Annotated in this window: 22 protein-coding genes; 13 read left to right on the top strand and 9 right to left on the bottom strand. The window is 69.7% G+C overall.

What is annotated here, in order from left to right; translation table 11 throughout:
- Positions 1–2 precede the first annotated feature (2 nt).
- On the bottom strand, positions 3–428 hold the full coding sequence (locus tag ACWD2L_RS10235) for a BlaI/MecI/CopY family transcriptional regulator (RefSeq protein WP_451188424.1): 426 nt from the start codon (positions 426–428) through the stop codon (positions 3–5).
- Positions 429–714: 286 nt separating this feature from the next.
- On the opposite strand from ACWD2L_RS10235, the gene ACWD2L_RS10240 reads away from it, so the two are divergent.
- From ACWD2L_RS10240 to ACWD2L_RS10260, 5 genes are all read left to right on the top strand, one after another.
- The gene (locus ACWD2L_RS10240; RefSeq protein ID WP_451189375.1) at positions 715–2,064 is read left to right on the top strand and encodes a hemolysin family protein; all 1,350 of its coding nucleotides are present in this window, start codon (positions 715–717) and stop codon (positions 2,062–2,064) included.
- Positions 2,061–3,083 carry a hemolysin family protein gene (locus tag ACWD2L_RS10245; protein ID WP_451188427.1) on the top strand — a complete coding sequence of 341 codons (1,023 nt, stop codon included), beginning with the start codon at positions 2,061–2,063 and terminating at the stop codon, positions 3,081–3,083. The genes ACWD2L_RS10240 and ACWD2L_RS10245 overlap by 4 nt, the downstream gene beginning before the upstream one ends.
- A gap of 124 nt (positions 3,084–3,207) precedes the next feature.
- Positions 3,208–3,471 carry a GlsB/YeaQ/YmgE family stress response membrane protein gene (locus ACWD2L_RS10250; RefSeq protein WP_451188430.1) on the top strand — a complete coding sequence of 88 codons (264 nt, stop codon included), beginning with the start codon at positions 3,208–3,210 and terminating at the stop codon, positions 3,469–3,471.
- Between the two features lie 111 nt (positions 3,472–3,582).
- The gene (locus ACWD2L_RS10255) at positions 3,583–4,413 is read left to right on the top strand and encodes an SAM-dependent methyltransferase (RefSeq protein ID WP_451188432.1); all 831 of its coding nucleotides are present in this window, start codon (positions 3,583–3,585) and stop codon (positions 4,411–4,413) included.
- A gap of 94 nt (positions 4,414–4,507) precedes the next feature.
- Positions 4,508–5,335: a PaaX family transcriptional regulator gene (locus ACWD2L_RS10260; RefSeq protein ID WP_451188435.1), complete on the top strand. Its 828-nt coding sequence runs from the start codon at positions 4,508–4,510 to the stop codon at positions 5,333–5,335.
- Here ACWD2L_RS10260 and ACWD2L_RS10265 read toward each other — a convergent pair.
- Genes ACWD2L_RS10265 through boxC form a run of 4 tightly spaced genes read right to left on the bottom strand, consistent with a single transcriptional unit; the run spans position 5,319 to position 10,866 of the window.
- A complete protein-coding gene (locus ACWD2L_RS10265; protein WP_451188437.1) occupies positions 5,319–6,176 on the bottom strand; it encodes an amidohydrolase family protein in 858 nt (285 codons plus the stop codon). The two genes, ACWD2L_RS10260 and ACWD2L_RS10265, sit on opposite strands and share 17 nt — an antisense overlap.
- A complete protein-coding gene (locus tag ACWD2L_RS10270) occupies positions 6,176–7,750 on the bottom strand; it encodes a benzoate-CoA ligase family protein (protein ID WP_451188440.1) in 1,575 nt (524 codons plus the stop codon). Before ACWD2L_RS10270 ends, ACWD2L_RS10265 begins: the two co-directional genes overlap by 1 nt.
- Positions 7,751–7,783: 33 nt before the next feature.
- Positions 7,784–9,202 carry a benzoyl-CoA 2,3-epoxidase subunit BoxB gene (boxB, locus tag ACWD2L_RS10275; protein WP_451188443.1) on the bottom strand — a complete coding sequence of 473 codons (1,419 nt, stop codon included), beginning with the start codon at positions 9,200–9,202 and terminating at the stop codon, positions 7,784–7,786.
- A gap of 2 nt (positions 9,203–9,204) precedes the next feature.
- On the bottom strand, positions 9,205–10,866 hold the full coding sequence (boxC, locus tag ACWD2L_RS10280; RefSeq protein ID WP_451188446.1) for a 2,3-epoxybenzoyl-CoA dihydrolase: 1,662 nt from the start codon (positions 10,864–10,866) through the stop codon (positions 9,205–9,207).
- Positions 10,867–11,022: 156 nt separating this feature from the next.
- Here boxC and ACWD2L_RS10285 point away from each other — a divergent pair, with 156 nt between their 5' ends.
- Positions 11,023–12,396 carry an NAD-dependent succinate-semialdehyde dehydrogenase gene (locus tag ACWD2L_RS10285; RefSeq protein WP_451188448.1) on the top strand — a complete coding sequence of 458 codons (1,374 nt, stop codon included), beginning with the start codon at positions 11,023–11,025 and terminating at the stop codon, positions 12,394–12,396.
- Between the two features lie 67 nt (positions 12,397–12,463).
- Here the strand turns inward: ACWD2L_RS10285 and ACWD2L_RS10290 are convergent, their stop codons facing one another.
- Positions 12,464–12,598 (bottom strand): hypothetical protein, encoded by a 135-nt coding sequence (locus ACWD2L_RS10290; protein ID WP_451188451.1) that lies wholly within the window; start codon positions 12,596–12,598, stop codon positions 12,464–12,466.
- 165 nt (positions 12,599–12,763) lie between these two features.
- Here ACWD2L_RS10290 and crcB (ACWD2L_RS10295) point away from each other — a divergent pair, with 165 nt between their 5' ends.
- Genes crcB (ACWD2L_RS10295) through crcB (ACWD2L_RS10305) form a run of 3 tightly spaced genes read left to right on the top strand, consistent with a single transcriptional unit; the run spans position 12,764 to position 13,970 of the window.
- On the top strand, positions 12,764–13,228 hold the full coding sequence (gene crcB, locus ACWD2L_RS10295; RefSeq protein WP_451188454.1) for a fluoride efflux transporter CrcB: 465 nt from the start codon (positions 12,764–12,766) through the stop codon (positions 13,226–13,228).
- The gene (locus tag ACWD2L_RS10300) at positions 13,213–13,599 is read left to right on the top strand and encodes a DUF190 domain-containing protein (RefSeq protein ID WP_451188457.1); all 387 of its coding nucleotides are present in this window, start codon (positions 13,213–13,215) and stop codon (positions 13,597–13,599) included. Before crcB (ACWD2L_RS10295) ends, ACWD2L_RS10300 begins: the two co-directional genes overlap by 16 nt.
- Positions 13,596–13,970: a fluoride efflux transporter CrcB gene (gene crcB, locus ACWD2L_RS10305; RefSeq protein WP_451188460.1), complete on the top strand. Its 375-nt coding sequence runs from the start codon at positions 13,596–13,598 to the stop codon at positions 13,968–13,970. The genes ACWD2L_RS10300 and crcB (ACWD2L_RS10305) overlap by 4 nt, the downstream gene beginning before the upstream one ends.
- A 333-nt stretch (positions 13,971–14,303) precedes the next feature.
- Here crcB (ACWD2L_RS10305) and ACWD2L_RS10310 read toward each other — a convergent pair whose 3' ends face one another.
- Positions 14,304–14,495, bottom strand: coding sequence for a DUF5999 family protein (locus tag ACWD2L_RS10310; protein WP_451188463.1), 192 nt, complete (start codon positions 14,493–14,495; stop codon positions 14,304–14,306).
- A 367-nt stretch (positions 14,496–14,862) separates the two neighbouring features.
- On the opposite strand from ACWD2L_RS10310, the gene kdpF reads away from it, so the two are divergent.
- Genes kdpF through ACWD2L_RS10330 form a run of 4 tightly spaced genes read left to right on the top strand, consistent with a single transcriptional unit; the run spans position 14,863 to position 19,435 of the window.
- Positions 14,863–14,952: a K(+)-transporting ATPase subunit F gene (gene kdpF, locus ACWD2L_RS10315; RefSeq protein WP_018533641.1), complete on the top strand. Its 90-nt coding sequence runs from the start codon at positions 14,863–14,865 to the stop codon at positions 14,950–14,952.
- 8 nt (positions 14,953–14,960) lie between these two features.
- Positions 14,961–16,625 carry a potassium-transporting ATPase subunit KdpA gene (gene kdpA, locus ACWD2L_RS10320; RefSeq protein WP_451188467.1) on the top strand — a complete coding sequence of 555 codons (1,665 nt, stop codon included), beginning with the start codon at positions 14,961–14,963 and terminating at the stop codon, positions 16,623–16,625.
- Between the two features lie 56 nt (positions 16,626–16,681).
- Positions 16,682–18,781, top strand: a complete 2,100-nt coding sequence (kdpB, locus tag ACWD2L_RS10325; RefSeq protein ID WP_451188470.1) for a potassium-transporting ATPase subunit KdpB — start codon at positions 16,682–16,684, stop codon at positions 18,779–18,781.
- Positions 18,782–18,790: 9 nt separating this feature from the next.
- Positions 18,791–19,435 (top strand): potassium-transporting ATPase subunit C, encoded by a 645-nt coding sequence (locus ACWD2L_RS10330; RefSeq protein ID WP_451188473.1) that lies wholly within the window; start codon positions 18,791–18,793, stop codon positions 19,433–19,435.
- Between the two features lie 21 nt (positions 19,436–19,456).
- Here the strand turns inward: ACWD2L_RS10330 and ACWD2L_RS10335 are convergent, their stop codons facing one another.
- Complete coding sequence (locus ACWD2L_RS10335; RefSeq protein ID WP_451188475.1) at positions 19,457–20,872, bottom strand: SLC13 family permease; 1,416 nt, start codon at positions 20,870–20,872, stop codon at positions 19,457–19,459.
- A 146-nt stretch (positions 20,873–21,018) separates the two neighbouring features.
- Complete coding sequence (locus ACWD2L_RS10340; protein ID WP_451188477.1) at positions 21,019–21,759, bottom strand: IclR family transcriptional regulator; 741 nt, start codon at positions 21,757–21,759, stop codon at positions 21,019–21,021.
- Positions 21,760–21,872 lie beyond the last annotated feature (113 nt).

A 21,872-nucleotide genomic window follows, 5' to 3' on the forward strand; every position in this document is an offset into this window, starting at 1 on the left:
GCTCAGTCCGCGCCTTTCTCGTCGCCCGCCGCCGTCCCCTCGTCCCCGGTGGTTCCCTCCGCGCGCCGCAGCAGATCCCGCAGCAGCCGCTCGTCGCCCTCGGGCAGTGAGGTGACGAAGCTGGCCAGGACGGCCTCCCGGTCCACCTCGCCGTCCAGCACCTTGCGCATCTTGAACGCGGCGAGCCCGGCCTCGTCGGCCACGGGCGTCCACACGAACGAGCGCCCCTCGCGCCGCCGGGTGACCGCGTCCTTGGCCTGGAGCCGCGCCAGGATCGTCACCACCGTGGTGTACGCGAGGTCGCCGCCCATCCGGTCGCGCACCCACCCGGCGCTCACCGGATCCTCGGCCGTGCGCAGCGCGGCCAGGACCTGTGCCTCCAGCTCGCCCTGGGCGCGTCGTGGGGTGCTGTGGCGGGACGTCGTCACCGGCTCCTCCTGGTGGCTGGGTGTGAGGGCCAGTCCATCATCCCTGTTCGCCCCCGGAGGTCCGAAGGCCCGACGGCAGGCGCGGTGGCGACGCGTACAGGCCCGACGGAGAGTGGTCGGGAACGGCGGCGCCGGGCCGTGCGTTGTCGTCATGAAGGCAGAGAGCAAGTAAAGTGCGAAGGAGTAGCCCGTTGTCCGCCAGACCGACGGACCCAGCGGGGCACAGTCCCCGACCACCCCGTCCCTTGATCGGTGAGCACGGCACGCGGCGAGGTGGTGGCACATGCTGAGTGCCGTGCTCGGCCTCCTCGCGGTCCTTGTGCTGACCGCGGGGACCGGCTACTTCGTGGCCCAGGAATTCGCGTACGTCGCGGCGGACCGGCTCGCGCTCGCCCGTGACGCCGACGCGGGCGACAAGAGGGCGGCCAAGGCCCTCAAGGTCCTCGGGCGGCTGTCCTTCATGCTGTCCGGTGCCCAGCTCGGCATCACGGTCACCGGCCTGGTCGTCGGCTTCCTCGCCGAACCGTCCGTCTCGACCCTGCTGCGCCCGGTACTGAACGGCATCGGCCTGCCGGACGCCGCGGTGACCGGCATCTCGGTGGTCCTCGCGTTCGTCGTGGCCACCGTCGTCCAGATGGTGTTGGGCGAGCTGGCCCCGAAGAACCTCGCCCTCGCCGTCCCCGAACGCCTGGCCAAGTCCCTCGCCGGCTCCACCCTCGGCTACCTGAAGGTCGTCGGCCCCCTCGTGCACCTCTTCGACAGCGCCGCGAACAAGCTGCTGCGCAAGGTCGGCATCGAACCTGTCGAGGAACTGCACCACGGCGCCACCCTGGAGGAACTCAGCCACCTCATCGGCGAATCCCACCAGCAGGGCGAGCTGCCCCGCGAGACCGCCACCCTCCTCGACCACGCCCTGGAGTTCAACGAGCGGACCCTGGACCAGGTGATGGTGCCGCGCGCCGACGCGATCTTCGTCCGCAAGGAGGCCACGGCCGCCGACGCGATCGAGCTGATCGCCAAGCACGGCCACTCCAACTACCCGGTCATGGGGGACCACCCCGACGACGTCACCGGCGTCCTCGGCGTGCGCGAACTGATGCGGCTCCAGCAGTCCGCGTACGCGAACACCCCGGCCGGGACCGCGGCCCGCCGCCCCCTCCTGCTGCCGGACACACTTCAGCTCCCCGCAGCCGTCGACCGGATGCGCGAGGCCGACGACGAGTTCGCGGTCGTCCTCGACGAGCACGGCGGCGTCGCGGGTGTCGTCACGTACGAGGACATCGCCGAGGAACTCGTTGGCGACATCGCGGACGAGACCGACCGCGAGACACAGCTGGCGGTCCAGGACCCGGACGGAACCGGCTGGGTGATCGACGCGGGCCGCCGCATCGACGAGATCGCCGAGGCCACCGGAGTCGAGCTGCCCGAGGACGAGGGCTACGACACCGTGGCAGGCCTGATCGTGGACCGGCTCGGCCGCTTTCCGGCCATCGGCGATCGCGTCACGATCGGCCTGGGCGACGACGGCGAGCACGCAGTCATCGACGTCCGCACCCTCGACCGCCACGTACCCGAACTCGTCCACCTGACCCGCGAACCCGCCACCGCGGACATCGAGGAGGAGCCGCGCCCATGAGCTTCCCCATGGCCCTCTTCATCACGGTCCTGCTGTTGATCGGCAGCGGATTCTTCGTAGCCGCCGAGTTCGCGCTGGTCGCCGCCAAGCGGCACCGCATGGAGCAGGCGGTCGCGTCCGGCGCCCGCGGCGCCAAGGCGGCGCTCGCCGGCATGCGCGAACTGTCGCTGATGCTCGCCGGCGCCCAACTGGGCATCACTATCTGCACGTTGGGTCTCGGTTCGATCTCCAAACCTGCCATCTCGCACGAGCTGGACCCGCTGCTGCACAGTTGGGGCCTGCCCAGCGGCCTCAGTTACGGCGTCTCCTTCGCCTTCGCGATGATCGTCGTGGTGTTCCTGCACATGATCGTCGGCGAGATGGCACCCAAGTCCTGGGCCATCGCCCACCCCGAACGCTCGGCGATGCTCCTTGCCCCGCCGTTCCGTGCCGTGGTCAAGGCGGTCCGCCCGCTGATCCGGGTCCTCAACAAGGTCAGCAATGCGCTGGTACGGATGTGCCGTGTCACCCCGCGCGACGAACTCGCCGAGGTCCACAACCGGGAGCAACTCACGCACCTCGTCGCGGAGTCCGAGCGGCTCGGCCTGATCAGCAAGGACGACTCGGAGCTGATCACCAGCTCGCTGGTCGAACCCCTCACCCCCGTCGGCGACCTCCAGACCCCCGCCGCGCGGATCACCTCCGTCCCGGCGGACGCGGACCTCGACGCGATCCTCGCCACGGCGTCGGCCCGCGACCGCAGCCGCCTCCTCGTACGGGCCGGGGACAGGGTCGTCGGCTCCGTGCACGCGCGCGACGCCCTGATCGCCCGCAGCCGGGGGCGGGCCACCACCGCGGGTGAACTCGCGCGCCCGGTACCGGAGTTGCTCGCCTCCGACACGGTCGGCCAGGCCATCGAGCAACTCCGCCTCCGCCGGGCCTCGTTGGCCGTCGTCCGCGACGACACCGGCCGGCTGACCGGCCTCGTCGCCCTCGACGACCTGCTGGCCCGGCTCACCCACCCGCAGGCGGCCGCCTGAGCGCTGCGGCGTGACGCTCAACCGTCGCCGGGGGGACTGCGTCCCTCATGCCGGGGAACACGTGAATCGACATTCGACAGCTGTGTCGAAACGTCGAAGTGTCGGATCAAGGAGGCAGACAGGCATGGAGATCTCCGGCATCTTCACCGCGATCGTCATCGGCGTCGTGATCGGCGTGCTGGGACGGCTGGCCATTCCAGGCCGTCAACGCATCGGCATCCTTTGGACGCTCCTGGTCGGCATCGCCGCGGCACTCGTCGGAACCGGTCTCGCCGGCGCCTTCGATGTCGCCGAGACCGACGGCGTCGACTGGATCGAACTCGCCATGCAGATCGGCCTCGCCGCGGTCGGTGTCGCGGGCGTGGAGAGGCTCAAGGGGCGGCGCTGAACATCGGGGACGCGTGAGGAGGGAGCAACCTAGGTAAGCGGCAACGCAGTTGATCGGCCGCGCCCAGGTTGTTCCTCGTCCCAATGCGCATGTTCAAAGGAGCCTGCCGTCATGTCCGAGTCCGCACCCCGCGATCCCGCCGCCGACCCGCTGCGGACGGGTGTCTCCCACTCCGCCCGGATCTGGAACTACTGGCTGGGCGGCAATGACCACTACGCCGTCGACGCCGAGGTCGGCGGGCAGATCCTCTCCTTCGTGCCGGAGCTGCCCCGCTCGGCCGTCGCCGACCGGCGTTTCCTGGCCCGCGCGGTGCGCTACTTGGCAGCCGAGGCGGGCATCCGGCAGTTCCTGGACATCGGCACCGGCCTGCCCGTCGCGAACAACACCCACGAGGTCGCGCAGGGCGTCGACCCGAGCTGCCGGATCGTCTACGTCGACAAGGACCCGGTCGTCCTCCACCACGCCCAAGCCCTCCTCACCAGTACGCCTGAGGGGGCCACGAACTACATCGAGGCGGACGCGCGCGACCCGGAGGCGATCCTGCGGGGCGCCGCGGCCACCCTGGACCTCGAACAGCCGGTCGCGATCACCATGCTCGGCGTCCTCAACTTCGTCATGGACACCGAGGAAGCGGTCGACATCGTGCGCCGCCTCCTCGACGCCGTCCCGCCCGGCAGCCACCTCGTCGTCTCGCACCCCACCACCGAGGTCGACGGCGAGGCCATGCGGGCCGCGGTCGACCACTGGAACAGCCAGGGATCCGCTCCCATGACACTGCGCGACCGCAAGGACCTCGCGCGCGTCTTCAGCGGCGTCGAACTCCTCCCTCCGGGCATCGTCTCCTGCTCCCGGTGGCGCCCCGAACCCGTAGACGGGGACGCGGACGGCGACGGGGATGTCGAGGTCACCCATTTCGCGGGCGTCGGCGTCAAGCGCCGCTGAGGCGTCCTCACACTCTACGTAGGTGTGGCGCTACGTCGACGAAACGTAGCGTGATTCGGCTACTCTGGCACAACGCCCAGCGGAGGAGCCCGGATTGACCAGGCCGACCGGATCGGGGAGCGCGCGCTCCCTCCTGCTCACCGTGCTCGGTGAGTACGTGCTGCCACGGGACGCCCCCGTCTGGACCTCGACGCTGTTGCGCGTGATGGACGGTCTCGGTGTCGAGGAGAAGGCGGCCCGCCAGGCGCTGAACCGGCTGTCGGCGAGCGGCATCGTCACCGCCGAGCGGTCCGGGCGGCGGGTGCGCTGGGCGCTGACCGAGCACGGCAGGACGCTGCTGAGCGAGGGCGCGGAGCGCATCTACTCCTTCGGGCGGGCGCGGTCGAGCTGGGACGGCCGCTGGCTGGTGCTGCTCGTCAGCGTCCCGGAGTCGAAGCGCGAACTGCGCCACCGGCTGCGCACCCGGCTGACGTGGGTGGGTCTCGGCAGCCCCGCGCCGGGCCTGTGGGTGGGCCCGCACACCGCACGCGAGGCGGAGGCCAAGCAGGTTGTGGAGGAGCTGGGTCTCGGCCCGGACGTGTCGTCGTTCTGCGGGCCCTTCGCGGGGATCGGCTCCGAGCGGGACATGGTGGAACAGGCGTGGCGGCTCGGCGACCTGGCCACGGAGTACGACGAGTTCGTGCGCGCCTTCGCCGGGATGCGCTCCGAACCCGGAGCGGACACGCTCCTGGCCCAGGTCCGCCTCGTCGACGCCTGGCGCCGCTTCCCGGCCCTCGACCCGCAGTTGCCCCTGGAGTTGCTGCCCCCGCACTGGATCGGCGTGCGCGCCGCGAACCTCTTCACCGAGCTGCACGAGAGCTGGCACGGGGCCGCGCAGGATGAGTGGGACCGGCTGACCGCCCCGCTCACCCCTCCGGCTTGAGCCGGTACACCTGCGCCGCGTTCCCCGCCAGGACCAGGCCCGTGGTCGTCTCGTCCGGGCACAGGGCCGCCACCGCGCGGGCGTTTCGCGCGATGCCCGGGACGCCCGGCCAGTCGGTGCCGAAGATCATGCGGCGGGTGAGGCGGGCCCAGTCGTGCTTGCCGTAGTACGTGTGCAGGCGGGACGGCGGGAGGCCGGAGAGCTCGATCCAGACCCGTTCGTTCGAGAGCGCCATGAAGGCCGCCGCGTCGTACCACCAGCCGCGCCCGCCGTGCGCGAGCGCCACGTCCAGGCGCCGGAAGTCGCGCAGCACATCGTCCAGGAACAGCGGGTCGGCGTACTTGTTGAGGGCGCCGGGGAACGTGCTCGTGCCGCAGTGCACGACCAGCGGGATGCCGGCCGACTGGCAGAGTTCGTACGCCGGGTAGAGGCGCCGGTCGTTGGCGGCGATGCCCGCGTGCACGGGATGCAGCTTGCAGGCGACCGCGCCCAGGTCGAGCTGGCGCTGGAGCTCCTCCTCGATCGGGTAGTGCAGATGCGGGTTGATGTTGGCGATCGGCTTGGTCCTCGACGGGTCGTAGGCCGTGATCGGCAGCAGGTCCTCGATCGGCTGGATTCCGGTCGCCCGCGGGCTGTACTCGGACAGCAGCAGCGCGATGTCGACGCCCTCGGAGACGAGATGGCGGTGGAACGCCTCCGGGTCGACCGTGTCGCCGTCGTAGATGCGGGCGAGGAGATCGTGGTCGGCGACACCCTGGGTCCACTCCTCGTACGTGGGTTTCAGCGTGGACAGGCGCGCCGGGTGCAGGTGGACGTCGATCAGCGGGTGGCCGTCCAGCATCAGGTCTCCTCGTGCTGTTCTCGGGAAGCGGTCACGTCGTCGGCCGCGCGGGCCCGCAGCTCCACGCGGCGGATCTTGCCGGTGGCGGTCGTCGGCAGCGCCTCGGTGAACAGCACGTGCCGGGGCCGTTTGAACGAGGGCAGCCCGGTGCGGCAGTACGCGATGAGTTCCCCTGCGGTGGGCTGCTGCCCGGGTGATGTGACGACGTACGCGACCGGCTTCTCCAGGCCGTCCGTGTCGGTCGCCGCGACGACCGCGGCCTGGGCGACGGCGGGGTGTTCCAGCAGCCGCGCCTCGACCTCGGCGGGGGACACCCAGATGCCACCGGCCTTGAGCATGTCCCCGGTGCGGCCGAGACACGTGAAGTAGCCGTCCTCGTCGCGTACGTAGGTGTCTCCGGTGCGCAGCCACTCGCCGCGGAACACCTGGCGGGACTCGTCGTAGCGCGACCAGTAGCCGGTGGCGACGGAGCGGCCGCGCACATGCAGCGTGCCCGGTGTGCCGGTCGGTGTCTCGCGGTCGTCCTCGTCGAGGACGCGCAGTTCGTAGCCGGGCACCGGGCGGCCCGTCGTGCCCGGCCGGATCGCTCCCGGCGCGTTCGACAGGAAGATGTGCAGTGTCTCGGTCATGCCGATGCCGTCGATGATGTCGACGCCGAAGCGTTCGCTCCAGCGGTGCTGGAGTGCGGCGGGCAGCGGCTCGCCCGCGGAGGCCGCGAGCCTGACACCGGCGAGCGCGTCGCCGGGCAGATCGGCGTGCAGCATGTTGGCGAAGAACGTCGGGCCTGCGAAGAACAGCGTCGCGCCGAACTCCCGGGCCCGCGAGGCCAGCAACTCCGGGCGCACAGGCTCCGGTTCGAGCACCGTCGCCGCCCCCGCCGCGAGCGGGAACAGCAACGAGTTGCCCAGGCCGTACGCGAAGAACGCCTTGGCCGCCGACAGACACCGGTCACCGGGGCGGATGCCGAGGACCCGGGTCGCGTACGTCTCGCAGACCTCGGCGACGGCGCCGTGCCGGTGCATCGCGGCCTTGGGGGAGCCAGTGGTGCCGGAGGTGTAGAGCCAGAAGCCGGGGGAGTCGGCCGTGGTGGCGTACACACCGGTGTCCGGCTCCGCCTCGGCCAACTCCCGCAGCCGGTGCACCGGGAGGTCGCCTGTGAACGTGACATCGGGCCCGGCGAGCAGCCCGCGCAGCTCCGGGGCGTCCGGCACCGCCTTGTCGGCCACCGCCGCGTACGCGGAACCGACGGCCAGGAACGTCGTCCGCGCGTCCCGCAGCAGCTCGGCGAGGTCGCCCGCATGCAGCATCGTCGACACCGGCACCGGTATCGCGCCGACCCGCAGTGCGGCGAGGAAGACGGTGACGAAGTCGGGGGAGTCGGCCATGAACAGCATCACGCGCTGCTCGGGCCGCAGGCCGATCGCGCGCAGGCCGCCCGCCGTGCGGCACACCCGGTCGTGCAGTTCGGCGTAGGTGAGGTCACCCGCGGGGCCGGTGAGGGCGGGGCGGGCGCCGTCCCCGTGGTGGAGCCGGCGGTCGAGCAGATAACGGCACGCGTTGAAGGGTTCGCTCATCGTCGGCTCCCCGGTCATCGGCTTCGGGCGTCCTCAGGTCAGGTGCACGTACGCGTAGTCGAACGGCTTGCCGTTGATGCCCTGACGTGGCGGGGAGATCCAGGAGGCGATCCGGCCGGGCTCGTGCACGGGCCGCATCAGCGAGCGGATGTACGTCTTGTCCACCTCGGTCGGCAGCCAGGCACCCTTGCCCTCCTCCCACGCGTCGGGGTTGAGGACCGTGCCGTCGGGCGCCGTCTCGACCGCCGCGAAGGCGCCGACCTGCCGGTTGAACGCGATGTGCGGCAGATACAGCCGCCGGTCGATACCCGCCTCGTCCAGCAGTCGGTTCCAGCGGTTCAGGCCGCTGTGGCAGTCGCGGATGTACTCGCGGCGCAGATCGGTGTTGAGGCCCACGAGCGCCGCGACCTCCCGCTGCCCGATCGCGCCCTCGACCAGCGCGTCGACCAGGAACGAGTCATCGGTCAGCGTGTGGTCGTCCTTGCGGCGCTCCTCGCCCCAGCGGCCCTTGAGGCCCGTGGTGTAGTAGTTGGCCACATTCGTCGACGTCTCCGAGCCGAACAGGTCGAGCGAGACCGAGTAGTGGAAGTTGATGTACTTCTGGACGACGTCGAGCGGGATGCCACCGGAGGCCGTCACGTCGTCGGTGTCGTGCTCGCGCATCAACTCGGCCGTACGCAGCACCACCCGGTCGATACCGGTGGTGCCGACGAACATGTGGTGTGCCTCTTCCTTCAGCATGAACTCACATGTGCGCGACAGCGGGTCGAAGGCCGACTCCTTGAGCGTGCCCAGCTGGTACTTGCCGTCGCGGTCCGTGAAGTACGTGAACATGAAGAAGGACAGCCAGTCGGGCGTCTCCTCGTTGAACGCGCCCAGGATGCGCGGCGATTCGTCGCTGCCGGAGTTTCGGTGCAGCAACTGCTCGGCCTCCTCGCGACCCTCCCGGCCGAAGTAGGCGTGCAGCAGATACACCATCGCCCACAGGTGCCGGCCCTCCTCCACGTTCACCTGGAAGAGATTGCGCAGGTCGTAGAGGCTGGGCGCGGTGGCACCCAGATTGCGCTGCTGCTCGACGCTGGCCGGTTCGGTATCACCCTGGATGACGATGAGGCGCTGCAGATCGGCCCGGTACTCGCCGGGCACCTGCTGCCAGGCCGGCTCGCCACGATGTGCGCCGAAGGCGATACGGCGGTCGGGTTTCGGCTCGGCGAGGAACACACCCCAGCGGTAGTCGCGCATGGCTACGTGCCCGAACTGCGCCCAGCCGTCCCGTCCGACGTCGACCGCGGTGCGCAGATACACGTCGTCCATAGGGAGCGTGGGGCCCATGGAGTCCCACCAGGTGAGGAAGTTGGGCTGCCAGGACTCCAGCGCCCGCTGGAGCCTGCGGTCCTCGTGCAGGTCCACGTTGTTGGGAATCTTGTCCGTGTAGTCGGCGGTGAGCGCCATCGTCACACCCGCTTCCGGTCGAATTCGGCGCGCTGTCCTGTGCCGTACCTGCGCAGAGCCCCTTCCGGGCCCGAGGCGTTGGGACGGTTGAAGATCCAGTTCTGCCAGGCGGTGAGGCGCCCGAAAATCTTGGTTTCCAGTGTCTCGGGGCCCGCGAAGCGCAGATTGGCCTCAAGGCCCGTGAGGGCGTCCGGGCTGAACCCGGCCCGCTCCTCCAGCGAGATCCGCACCTCCTCGTCCCAGTCGATGTCGTCGGGGGCGAAGGTGACCAGGCCGAGCCGCTCGGCCTCCGCGGCTTCCAGCGGTCGGCCCGCTGCCTCCTGCGCCGCGGCCAACGCGGGAGCGTCCCCGAGGAAACGGGTCTCGAGCCGGCTGAGCCCGTTGCTCATGGCGAGTGCGCCGAGGTTCATCGGGCCGACGACGAGTGCGGCGGGTTCGGCGTCCGGGTCGATCTCCTCGAAGACACCGGCCAGTTGGAAGGAACGGTCGGCCGCGAGCACGGTCTCCAGGAGCGTCCCGGCGAAGCAACTGCCGGGCTCGATCAGGGCGATGAGGCTGCGGCTGCTCAGGTCGAGGCGCTTCAGTGTGCGCTTGAGATAGAGCGTGATCTCACGGGCGAGCCAGTCGTCGCGGTGGGCGTGCAGCAGTGCGTCGTGGTCGAGGACGCGGGAGGCGTCGCCCCGGCTTCGTAGGACCCAGGTGCCCAACTCCGGTTCGTTCGTACGCAGATCGAGGACGAGGTCGTCGAGCTCGCGGGCCAGGGCGAGCGGCCAGCTGGCGTCGCCCTGCCGGTGCAGGGCGGCGAGGTCGGTCGGCGCGTCCTCCCGCGGGCCGTCGAGCGTGATGTCCACGGTGCGGCGGGCGTGGTCGAGGGCCGCGTGCACGTACCGGTACTCGACCCGGTCCTCGGTGCGGTTCTTCTCCAGTGGGGTGAGACGGACGCCCTGGGACTCTCCGGCCGGGCGGTCGGAGTGGGCGGCGGCCTCGGTCGCGCGGGCAGCGATGGTGTGCTCCCACTCCCTGCGCGGCACGGCCTCGTCGACCAGGCGCCACCGCACGGCCCGCTTCCCGCCCACGCCCTCCGGCTTGGTCGCGAAGTAGTCGGCGCGGTCGCGTCGTACATGCCGCTTGTCGACGAGCCGGGTCAGACCGCCCGTACCCGGCAGCACCCCGAGCAGCGGCAGCTCGGGCAGGGACACGGCCGACGAGCGGTCGTCGACGAGCAGGATCCGCTCGCAGGCGAGCGCCAGCTCGTAACCGCCGCCCGAGGCCGTGCCGTTGAGGGCGGCCAGGTAGGTCTGGCCCGAGTGTGCGGAGGCGTCCTCGATGGCGCCGCGCGTCTCGTTCGTGAACTTGCAGAAGTTCACCTTCCACGCGTGACTCGATCCGGCCAGCATCCGGATGTTCGCCCCGGCGCAGAACACCTTCTCCTTGCCGCTCGTCACCACCACCGCACGCACCTCGGGGTGCTCGAAGCGCAGCCGCTGCACGGCGTCGTAGAGCTCGATGTCGACGCCGAGGTCGTAGGAGTTGAGCTTGAGTTCGTAGCCGGGAACGAGGCCGCCCTGTTCCGCCACGTCCATGGTGAGCGTGGCGACGGCCTCGTCGACCTTCAGCGACCAGTGACGATAGTGCGTCGGGGCGGTCCGGAACTCAACGCGCATGGCAGTCCCCTTGTCCTCGGATGAGCCCTCGGATGACACAACACTCCACGCTCTTCTGGAGCAGCGTCAATATCCCGTAGCACGTTTCCTGGGACCTGGTCAGGGGCCGGGCGGGGTCTGGACGGGCGGCCGGAGGCGAAAGGTATGGTCGCGACCATGACGGCCTACAAGACGGTGAACCCCGCGACCGGCGAGACCCTCGAGGAATTCCCCGAGGCGACCGCGAAGCAGATCGAGACGGCACTGGCCGACTCCCATGCGGCATACCAGAGTTGGCGGACCTCGCCCGTCGAGACCCGCTCCGCGGTGCTGCGCCGCGTCGGCGAGATCTACCAGGAGCGCAAGGACGAGCTGGCCCGCATCATCAGCCTGGAGATGGGCAAGCCGCTCGCCCAGGCCAAGGGCGAGGTCGACATCGTCACCAGCATCTACGAGTACTACGCCACCCAGGGCCCCGGCTTCCTCGCCGACGAGGAGCTCTCGGTGAGCGGCGGCGGCACCGCCACCGTGCGCACCGCCCCGCTGGGTTCGCTGCTCGGGATCATGCCGTGGAACTACCCGTACTACCAGGTGGCCCGGTTCGCCGCGCCGAACCTGATGCTCGGCAACACGATCCTGCTCAAGCACGCCCCCAGCTGCCCGCAGGCGGCCCTCGCGATGGAGCAGATCTTCGTCGACGCCGGCCTGCCGAGCGGCGCGTACCTCAACGTCTTCGCCACCAACGACCAGGTCGCCGACATCATCGCCGACCCGCGCAACCAGGGTGTCTCGCTGACCGGCAGCGAGCGCGCCGGTTCGGCCGTCGCCGAGATCGCGGGCCGCAACCTCAAGAAGTGCGTCCTCGAGCTGGGCGGCTCCGACGCGTTCATCCTCCTGGACACCGAGGACGTCGCGAAGACGGCCCGCAAGGCGGCGGGCGGCCGGCTCGGCAACGCGGGGCAGGCCTGCAACTCGCCGAAGCGCTTCCTCGTCCAGGAGGGCCTCTACGAGGACTTCGTGCGCGAACTGACCGCGAATGTCGGCGCGGTGCAGTCCGGCGACCCGCTGGAGCCCGACACCAAGTTCGGCCCGCTGTCCTCGCGCGCGGCCGCAGACCAGCTCCTCGAGCAGATCAAGGACGCGGTCGACAAGGGCGCCACGCTGCACACCGGCGGCGCCCGCGGCGAGGGCCCGGGCGCGTACGTCCAGCCGACCGTGCTGACCGGCATCACGCCCGAGATGCGCGCCTACACCGAGGAGCTGTTCGGCCCCGTCGCCGTCGTCTACCCGGTGGCCGACGAGGACGCCGCCGTCGAGCTGGCCAACAGCTCGCCGTACGGGCTCGGCGGCGCCGTGTGGAGCGGCGACATCGAGCGCGCCAAGCGGGTCGCCGACCAGCTCGACACCGGCATGGTGTGGATCAACGGCTTCGCGGGCACCCAGGCGGACCTGCCCTTCGGCGGCGTCAAGCGCTCGGGCATCGGCCGTGAGCTGGGCAAGTACGGCATGGCGGAGTTCGCGAACAAGAAGCTGATCCGCGTCCAGGGCTGACAGGGCTGATCACGGACCGGCCGTACGCCCGCCCCCGCGTGTCAGGGGCGGGCGTACGGCCGGGACGCTATTTCCGGCGGCGGAGGAACAGCCACACCCGTGTGGCCATGAGGCCGAGGATCACCACGGCCGCCGTGATCTGCAGCCAGCGCGGGATCGCGTCGAGCCGGGGCAGGAACAGGGCGAGCGGTGTCATGGTCACCACGCCTCCTCATGTGCGACATTTCGGCATCCAGGCCGCGAATGTACCAAGCCCGCCTCCGGCGGGTTCCCGTCCCGCGGCCAACGGTCCCCGCTTGCGACGGCGCACACACGTAACGTGTGGTCCGGCGAGTAGGAGACGTACGTGGGAGAGGCCCGCACCCCGATGGTGAACGAATCTGTCGATCCGGACGTGGACCTGCGTGTTCCCGTCCCGCGCAAGGCCGTGTGGCGAGGGCAGGGGCCCGTCGTCGCCGTGGTCTCGCTCGGCGGGGCGGTCGGCGCGTCCGCCCGTTACGGGGCGTCCCTGCTGTGGCCCACCGCGGCCGGCGCCTTCCCCTGGACGACGCTCGTCGTCAACGCGATCGGCTGCGCCGTCATCGGCGTCTTCATGGTCGTCATCACGGACGTGTGGGCAGCCCACCGCCTCGTCCGGCCGTTCTTCGGCACCGGCGTCCTCGGCGGCTTCACGACCTTCTCCACGTACGCCGTGGACATCAGGAACCTGATCGACGGAGGCCACCCGCGCACCGCCCTGGGCTACCTCGCCCTGACGGTGTGCATGGCGCTCGCGTCGGTGTGGACCGCGGCGCACCTGACCCGCCGCGCCATCGAATGGAGGCAGCGGTGACAACCGACGACCGGGTCCGCCTGAGCGGCACCGCCCTGCGTGTCACGATCTTCATCGGCGAGAACGACACCTGGCACCACAAGCCCGTCTACGCCGAGATCGTGCATCGCGCGCACGCCGCGGGACTCGCGGGGGCCTCGGTCTTCCGCGGCATCGAGGGCTTCGGCGCGTCCTCCCTCATCCACACCAGCCGGCTCCTCTCGCTGAGCGAGGACCTGCCGGTGGTCATCGTCATCGTCGACACCGAGGAGCGGATCCGCGCCTTCCTGCCGGGGATCGACGAGCTCGTCACCGAGGGCCTGGTGATCCTCGACGACTGCGAGGTCATCCGGTACGTGGGCCGCGAGGCGAAGGACGGGGACGAGGCGTGAGCTGGCTTTTGGTGGTCGTGGGCGCGATGGTCGGCGCCCCGCTGCGCTATCTCACCGACCGCACCGTCCAGTCCCGGCACGACACCGTCTTCCCCTGGGGCACGTTCGCCGTCAATGTGACGGGCTGCCTGATCCTCGGCCTGGTCACCGGCGCCGTCGCGGCGGGCGGCGCCTCGTCGCAAGTGCAGCTGCTGCTCGGCACCGGCCTGTGCGGGGCGTTGACGACGTACTCCACGTTCTCGTACGAGACGCTGCGCCTGGCCGAGGACGGGGCGCGCTTCTACGCTGCCGCCAACGTCGCCGGCAGCGTCGCGGCCGGACTCGGCGCCGCCTTCGCGGGCGCGGCGCTCGCGACCGCCATCTGGGCATGAGGAAACGGAACGACCAACGTCACGGCAGACACCGGCTGTTGGGGGGCGGACCCCTCAAGCCCCGCCGACGATCGCGGCTGCTCCCCTTAGGCTCCGCCGACGATGCGGCTGAACCCTTTAAGCCCCCGGCGATTAAGGCTGCTCCCCTTGAGCCCCACCGACGATCGCGGCAGCTCCTCTTAGGCCCCCCGGCGATTGAGGCTGCGCCACTTAAGCCCCCCGGCGATCGCGGCTGCGCCACCTAAGCCCCTCCGGCGATTGAGGAGCGGGGTATGGGGCAGAGCCCCAAGCCCAGCCCCGGCTACCCGGCGAGCGCCCGAGAGCCGGACGTACTCAGGCGGCGACGGCCAGCCGCCGCACAGGGTCCGGGTACGACCGGTGCGGAGCCACAACGCCCCCATCGGGCCGCAGCTCACCCGTGTCGTCGAAGACGATCGTGCCGTCGCAGCACAGGCTCCAGCCCTGCTCAGGGTGCGCGGCGACGACGTGCTCGCGATTCGGGCACGTGGGGCGGTGGAAACACATGGCGAACCTCCGGGTCGGCCGGAGGGGCGGTCCTGGAGGGCTGCCCCCATGTGTCGACGATGCGCCCGCCGCGCCCCGCGAACCAGGGCAGGGCGCCGAATGTGACAGCTCCCGGACACTCCCGGAACCGTTCCACGACCGCCGCCCGAGACCGCTCGCGTAAGAGACGCGTCAAGGGCGCACAGAGCGGCGTATGGGAGCCGTCAACGAGCCTCGAAACCCGCCCTGACCGGGGGTTTCCTCTCAGTGTCAGTTCCGAATCACGACTTTCACCCAGGGAGCTCACGATGGCCGACCTGGCCTTCGTCGTCACCACGATCGCGGTATTCGCGCTGGTGGCACTCGTCGCCAAGGGGGTGACCAAGCTGTGACCGCCGAGAACATCGTCGGCCTCGTCGTGGCCGTCGCCCTCCTGGGCTATCTCGTCCTCGCCCTCATCTACCCCGAGAGGTTCTGAGTACAGATATGAGCCCCGAACTCGCCGGAGTGCTCCAGCTGCTCGCGCTCATAGCGGCGCTTGCACTGGCGTACCGCCCGCTCGGCGACTACATGGCCCGGGTCTACTCCTCCGGGAAGCACCTCCGGGTCGAGAAGTGGATCTACAAGGGCATCGGCGCCAACCCGGACGCCGGGATGCGCTGGACCGCCTACCTGCGCGGCGTCCTCGCCTTCTCCGCCATGAGCGTCCTGTTCCTGTACCTGATGCAGCGGATCCAGGGCAGCCTGCCGGGCTCGCTCGGCTTCAAGTCGATCGACCCGGACCAGGCGTTCAACACGGCGGCGTCCTTCGTCGCCAACACCAACTGGCAGTCGTACTACGGCGAGCAGGCCATGGGCCACGTCGTACAGACCGCCGGACTGGCCGTACAGAACTTCGTCTCGGCGGCCGTGGGGATCGCCGTCGCGGTCGCCCTCGTGCGCGGCTTCGCCCGCTCCCGCACCGGTGAACTCGGCAACTTCTGGTCCGACCTGGTGCGCGGTGTCGTCCGGATCCTCATCCCGATCTCCATCGTTGGCGCGCTGATCCTGGTCGCCTGTGGTGCCATCCAGAACTTCTCCGGCATTCACTCGGTCGGTCAGTTCATGGGTGGATCGCAGCAGTGGAACGGCGGCGCCGTCGCCTCCCAGGAAGTCATCAAGGAGCTGGGCACCAACGGCGGTGGCTACTTCAACGCCAACTCGGCCCACCCCTTCGAGAACCCCACCGCGTTCTCGAACCTCTTCGAGGTCTTCCTGATCCTCGTCATCCCGTTCGCGCTGACCCGTACCTTCGGCACCATGGTGGGCTCGGTGAAGCAGGGCTACGCGATCCTCGCCACGATGGTGACCATCTGGGTCGGCTTCATCGCCCTGATGATGTGGACCGAGTTCGCCCACCACGGCCCGGCCCTCCAGGCCGCGGGCGGCGCGATGGAGGGCAAGGAGACCCGCTTCGGCATCGCCGGATCGGCGATCTTCTCGGTCTCCACGACGCTCACCTCGACCGGCGCCGTGAACTCCTTCCACTCCTCCAACACCGGCCTCGGCGGCGGCCTCAACCTGCTCGGCATGCAGCTCGGCGAGATCGCGCCGGGCGGCACCGGATCCGGCCTCTACGGCATGCTCGTCATGGCGATCATCGCGGTGTTCATCGCCGGCCTGATGGTGGGCCGCACCCCCGAGTACCTCGGCAAGAAGATCGGCACCCGCGAGATCAAGTTCGCGGCCTGCTACATCCTCATCACACCGGCTCTCGTCCTCGTCTTCACCTCGGTGTCGATGGCGCTGCCGACCCCGCCGAACTCGATGCTCAACTCCGGCGCGCACGGCTTCTCCGAGATCCTGTACGCGTACACGTCCGGCGCCAACAACAACGGTTCCGCCTTCGCGGGCCTGTCCGCCGACACCCAGTGGTTCAACACCACGATCGGCCTCGCGATGCTGCTCGGCCGCTTCCTGCCGATGGTGTTCGTGCTCGCGCTCGCCGGTTCGCTGGCCGAGCAGCAGCCGATCCCGGCCACCGCGGGGACCCTGCGCACCAACAAGCCGCTCTTCACCGGCCTGTTGGTCGGCACGCTCCTGATCATCACCGGCCTGACGTACTTCCCTGCGCTGGCGCTCGGCCCGCTCGCGGAAGGGCTCGCGTCATGACCGTACGTACCGAACGTTCCGAGGATTCCTCACGTTCCGAGAATTTTGAGGACACGATGTCCACTGCCACACCCACCAGGGCGCCCCACCAGGACGTGCCCACCGGGCACAAGCCCGGCGGCGGCAAGGTCGGCGGGGGCCTGTTCGACCCCAAGCAGCTGCTGAGGTCGCTGCCCGACGCCTGCCGCAAGCTGCACCCGCGGATCATGGTCAAGTCACCCGTGATGTTCGTGGTGCTGATCGGGTCCGTGCTGACGACGGTGTTCTCCTGCCTGCACCCGTCCGACTGGTTCGGCTGGACCATCAGCGCCTGGCTCTGGCTGACGGTGATCTTCGCGAACCTGGCGGAGGCCGTCGCCGAGGGCCGCGGCAAGGCGCAGGCCGACACACTGCGCAAGGCGAAGACCGACACCGTGGCACGGCGCCTGGCGGGGGACCGCGAGGAGCAGGTTGCCGGGACGCAGCTGACCATTGGTGACCTCGTCGTCTGCGAGGCCGGTGACATCATCCCCGGCGACGGTGACGTGGTCGACGGCGTGGCCTCCGTCGACGAATCCGCCATCACCGGCGAATCCGCCCCGGTCATCCGCGAGTCCGGCGGCGACCGGTGCGCGGTCACCGGCGGTACGAAGGTCCTCTCCGACCGCATCGTCGTCAAGATCACGACGAAGCCCGGCGAGACGTTCATCGACCGCATGATCAACCTGGTCGAGGGCGCCGCCCGGCAGAAGACACCCAACGAGATCGCGCTCAACATCCTGCTGGCCTCGCTGACCATCGTCTTCCTGCTGGCCGTTGCCACACTGCCGCCGTTCGCCGACTACGCGGGCAAGCACCTCAGCATGGTCGTGCTCGTCGCCCTGTTGGTGTGTCTGATCCCGACCACCATCGGCGCGCTGCTCTCCGCGATCGGCATCGCGGGTATGGACCGGCTCGTGCAGCGCAACGTACTGGCCATGTCCGGCCGGGCCGTCGAGGCGGCGGGCGATGTGTCCACGCTGCTGCTCGACAAGACAGGCACCATCACCCTCGGCAACCGCCAGGCCGCCGAGTTCGTGCCCGTACGCGGCACCGTCGAGGCCGAGGTCGCGGACGCCGCGCAACTCTCGTCGCTGTCCGACGAGACACCTGAAGGCCGCTCCGTCGTGGTTCTCGCCAAGGAGAAGTACGGGCTGCGCGAGCGGCACCAGGGTGAGCTGACGGGCGCCGAGTGGATCGAGTTCACCGCCCAGACACGCATGTCGGGTGTCGACGTGGACGGGCGCAAGATCCGCAAGGGGGCGGCCGGTTCGGTCATCGCCTGGGTCAAGGAACGTGGGGGCGAGGTCGCCGAGGATGCGCAGGAACTCACCGACGCCATTTCGCAGGCTGGTGGCACGCCGCTCCTTGTGGCTCTGGAGGACGCTGAGGGCGCCCGCGTCCTCGGTGTCATCCACCTCAAGGACGTCGTCAAGGACGGCATGCGCGAGCGCTTCGTCGAGCTGCGCCGCATGGGCATCAAGACCGTGATGATCACGGGTGACAACCCGCTGACCGCCAAGGCGATCGCCGAGGAGGCGGGCGTCGACGACTTCCTCGCGGAGGCCACGCCCGAGGACAAGATGGCCCTCATCAAGCGGGAGCAGGCGGGCGGCAAGCTCGTCGCGATGACCGGTGACGGCACCAACGACGCGCCCGCCCTCGCGCAGGCAGACGTGGGTGTCGCGATGAACACCGGTACGTCGGCCGCCAAGGAGGCCGGCAACATGGTCGACCTCGACTCGAACCCGACGAAGCTCATCGAGATCGTCGAGATCGGCAAGCAACTCCTCATCACCCGGGGCGCGTTGACGACCTTCTCGATCGCCAACGACGTCGCGAAGTACTTCGCGATCATCCCGGCGCTCTTCGCGGCGGTCTATCCCGGCCTGGACAAGCTCAACATCATGAACCTGTCCAGCCCCGACTCCGCGATCCTCTCCGCGGTCATCTTCAACGCGATCATCATCATCGCGCTGGTGCCGCTCGCCCTGAAGGGCGTCCAGTACCGGCCGGTGAGTGCGGACAAGCTGCTGCGCCGCAACCTCGGGATCTACGGGCTCGGCGGGCTGGTCGCACCCTTCATCGGCATCAAGATCATCGACCTTCTCATCTCTCTCATCCCCGGAATCGGCTGAGGCACTGTCATGAACAACTCGGTAGCAAACACGGGCCGGTTGCTGTGGGCGGGGCTGCGCGCCCTGATCGTTCTGACGATCGTCTGCGGCGTGATCTACCCGCTCGCCGTCACCGGCATCGCCCAGGCCGCCTTCCACGACAAGGCCAACGGCTCGGAGGTCAGCGCCGACGGCAAGGTCGTCGGCTCCTCCCTCATCGGCCAGAAGTACCTCACCAAGGACGGCAAGCCGGACCTGAAGTGGTTCCAGCCGCGGCCCTCCAACGGCCTCGGCGAGAACAGTGTGAACACTCAGTACAAGCTGATCCTCTCGGGCGCCACCAACCTCTCCGGTGACAACAAGGAGCTCGTGAAGCAGGTCGAGGCCGCCCAGGCCGCCGTCGTCAAGGACAACTCCACGGCGACGTACGAGGTGAAGGCATCGGGCATCCCGGCCGACGCCGTCACCTCCTCGGGATCGGGCCTCGACCCGGCGATATCCCCCGCCTACGCCGACCTCCAGGTGCACCGGATCGCGGAGCGCCACCACCTCTCCGTCGAGCGGGTCCAGAAGCTCGTCGACACGCACAAGGACGGCAGGGACCTCGGATTCATGGGGGAGCCGCGGGTCAACGTCCTCGAACTCAACGTCGCATTGCAGCAGTTGACCCGCTGAGCGGCCGCATTGCCCCCGCCGTCACAACTGGCCGGGAATGATGAGGATGACCCAGGTCGCGAGCGGGGTGATCAGGGTCATGCTCAGGCCCCACGTCATCAGCCGTCGGAAGACGGTGTCCCGCATCTCTTCCGGTGCGCTGGCCACGGTCAGCGCACCGCTGGTGGAGAACGGTGAGGAGTCCACCACGGAGGACGAGATCGCCAGGGCGCTGATCATCCCGATCGCGCCGATCTCGCCCCCGGCGAGGAACGGGACGGCCAGCGGAATGAGGGCGCCGAGGATGCCGGTGGTGGACGCGAATGCGGACACCACGCCGCCGATCACGCAGATCAGCAGCGCCGACACCAGGGGAGTGCCGAGGTCGCTGACGCTCTCGCCGGCCCACTTGATGGTGCCCATCTTGTCCATCAGGCTGACGTACATCACGATGCCGCAGACCAGCAGGACCGTGGGCCAGGCGCAGCGCTCGACCGCTCCCTTCGCGGAGGCGGGGGAGACGAGGCACAGGACGGCCGAGACGACGAAGGCCATCAGGCCCACGTCGAGGTCGAAGGCGAGCGAGCCGACGGCCAGGCTGATGACCCCGAGGACGGTGAGCGCGCGGACGGGGGTGAGGCGGTGGACCTCTTCCCCGGTGCCGGTGCCGGTGCCGGTGCCGGTGGCCGTCCGGGCGGGTGCGCGAACTCCCGTGGCAGCGGCGGCCGTTGCGGTACCGGTGCCATCACCCCCGCGCGCCGGGGGCACCCCGCCGTCCGCGGAGGGAGTGGGGGCGGGCACCGTCGCCAGGCCGCCTTCGACCGGTTCCCCGGTGAGGGGCTCCGCCCGCCGGCCCAGCAGCTTGCGACCGCCGAACAGGAAGAAGACGACCACGCTCAGCGCCAGATTGAAGAGGAACGAGGTCAGGAAGAGCATGCCCTCGCTGCCGGGCAGGTCCTCCCGCTGCACCACGCCGTTGGTGATGGTGCCGAAGATGCTGATCGGCGAGAAGCCGCCCGCGCTGGCACCGTTGATGATGAGCAGGCCCATCAGGACCGGGTTGATCTTGTGGCGCACGGCGAAGCCCATGCCGATGGGTGCCATGATGCCCACCGCGCCGGGGACGACCGCGCCGGAGGCCGTCAGTGCCCCCGTGATCAGAAACATCACCCACGGGATGAGGGCGATTCTGCCGCGCACGGCACGGGTCGAGGCCTGCACGAGCCAGTCCACGGTGCCGTTGTTCTTGGCGATCGCGAACAGCAGAGTGACGCCGACGAGCACCACGAACAGATCGCCGGGGAAACCGGCGAACAGCTCATCCGCCGACTCCCCGGCGACGGCGGTGCCGACGACGAACGCGGCGACGATGGCGATGACGCCCATGTGCACCTTGGAGAAGGTTGCAATGACGAACACGAGCACAAGACCGATGATGGAGATGACTTGATCTGACACGAGGCTTCCTCGCCTTCGGTCGGTGGCCACCACACATTCAGGACGTTCCGGAATCCGGAATCTGGGTTTCGGGTTGGGGCGAGAGTATGGAAGCCGCCTGATGACTCGTCAAGACACCTTGCGCATCAGGAGATTCGGCCCGCACATCAGGAGATTCGGGCGCTGATGGTCCGCGCCGCCTCCTGCACCAGGTCACCGAAGGTGGCGGCCGTGCCCTCGGTCATCCGGCTCGTCGGTACATTGACGCTCACACTCGCCACCGGCAGGCCCCCGGCCCCGAGCACGGCCGCGGCCACCGCCGAGACATCCGCGCGCCACTCGCCCGAGTTCGTCGCGTAGCCGCGCGCCCTGATCTCCCGTACTTCCGCGAGGAGTTGCTCCCGGTCGGTGACGGTGGTGCCGGTGTAGCGCGGCAGCCCCTCGTCAAGGTAGCGCGCGACCGCGTTGTCGGGGTCGGCGGCGAGTACCGCCTTGCCGTTGGCCGAGGCGTGCATCGGCAGATCCTGGCCGAGCGGCAGGATGATGCGCACGGCCTTGCTCGTCTGAAGCCGCTCGACCAGCAGCACCCGCCCGCCCTCGCGGACCGCCAAGTGCACTGTCTCGTCGGTCCGTTGGCGCAGCTCCTCCATCACGGGCAGCGCGGCGTCGCGCAGCCCCAGCTCGTCGGTGGCGTGCCGCCCGACGTGCAGCGCCTTGGTGGTCACCACCCAGCGGGTCGGGGTTCCTTCGGCGGGGCGGATCCAGCCCGTGGTGTGCAGCGTGACGAGCGAACGCTGGACGGAGCTCTTCGGCAGGGCGAGGGCCCTGGCCAGGTCGGCGACGCCGACGGGCTGGAGGGCCGCCACTTCCTCCAGCGCCCGCAGGGTGTTGGCCACGTTCTGCATCATCGCGAGTCCTCACGCATCCGTTGATCTCGGTCGACGGCCCGTACGCGTGATCCCAGCCATCGACGCATACGCCGAATCCCAACCCGCGACCCGTACGCGGCCGTTGACGCGTC

This window comes from Streptomyces sp. NPDC002754 (assembly GCF_053592315.1).

What these genes read in the sequence shown, in the direction of transcription:
- ACWD2L_RS10245 (WP_451188427.1), top strand. Translation starts at nt 2,061, where the DNA reads ATGAGCTTCCCCATGGCCCTCTTCATCACGGTCCTGCTGTTGATCGGC.
- ACWD2L_RS10250 (WP_451188430.1), top strand. Translation starts at nt 3,208, where the DNA reads ATGGAGATCTCCGGCATCTTCACCGCGATCGTCATCGGCGTCGTGATC.
- ACWD2L_RS10255 (WP_451188432.1), top strand. Translation starts at nt 3,583, where the DNA reads ATGTCCGAGTCCGCACCCCGCGATCCCGCCGCCGACCCGCTGCGGACG.
- ACWD2L_RS10265 (WP_451188437.1), bottom strand. Translation starts at nt 6,176, where the DNA reads ATGCTGGACGGCCACCCGCTGATCGACGTCCACCTGCACCCGGCGCGC.
- ACWD2L_RS10270 (WP_451188440.1), bottom strand. Translation starts at nt 7,750, where the DNA reads ATGAGCGAACCCTTCAACGCGTGCCGTTATCTGCTCGACCGCCGGCTC.
- boxB (WP_451188443.1), bottom strand. Translation starts at nt 9,202, where the DNA reads ATGGCGCTCACCGCCGACTACACGGACAAGATTCCCAACAACGTGGAC.
- boxC (WP_451188446.1), bottom strand. Translation starts at nt 10,866, where the DNA reads ATGCGCGTTGAGTTCCGGACCGCCCCGACGCACTATCGTCACTGGTCG.
- ACWD2L_RS10285 (WP_451188448.1), top strand. Translation starts at nt 11,023, where the DNA reads ATGACGGCCTACAAGACGGTGAACCCCGCGACCGGCGAGACCCTCGAG.
- crcB (WP_451188454.1), top strand. Translation starts at nt 12,764, where the DNA reads ATGGTGAACGAATCTGTCGATCCGGACGTGGACCTGCGTGTTCCCGTC.
- ACWD2L_RS10300 (WP_451188457.1), top strand. Translation starts at nt 13,213, where the DNA reads ATGGAGGCAGCGGTGACAACCGACGACCGGGTCCGCCTGAGCGGCACC.
- ACWD2L_RS10310 (WP_451188463.1), bottom strand. Translation starts at nt 14,495, where the DNA reads ATGTGTTTCCACCGCCCCACGTGCCCGAATCGCGAGCACGTCGTCGCC.
- kdpA (WP_451188467.1), top strand. Translation starts at nt 14,961, where the DNA reads ATGAGCCCCGAACTCGCCGGAGTGCTCCAGCTGCTCGCGCTCATAGCG.
- kdpB (WP_451188470.1), top strand. Translation starts at nt 16,682, where the DNA reads ATGTCCACTGCCACACCCACCAGGGCGCCCCACCAGGACGTGCCCACC.
- ACWD2L_RS10330 (WP_451188473.1), top strand. Translation starts at nt 18,791, where the DNA reads ATGAACAACTCGGTAGCAAACACGGGCCGGTTGCTGTGGGCGGGGCTG.
- ACWD2L_RS10340 (WP_451188477.1), bottom strand. Translation starts at nt 21,759, where the DNA reads ATGATGCAGAACGTGGCCAACACCCTGCGGGCGCTGGAGGAAGTGGCG.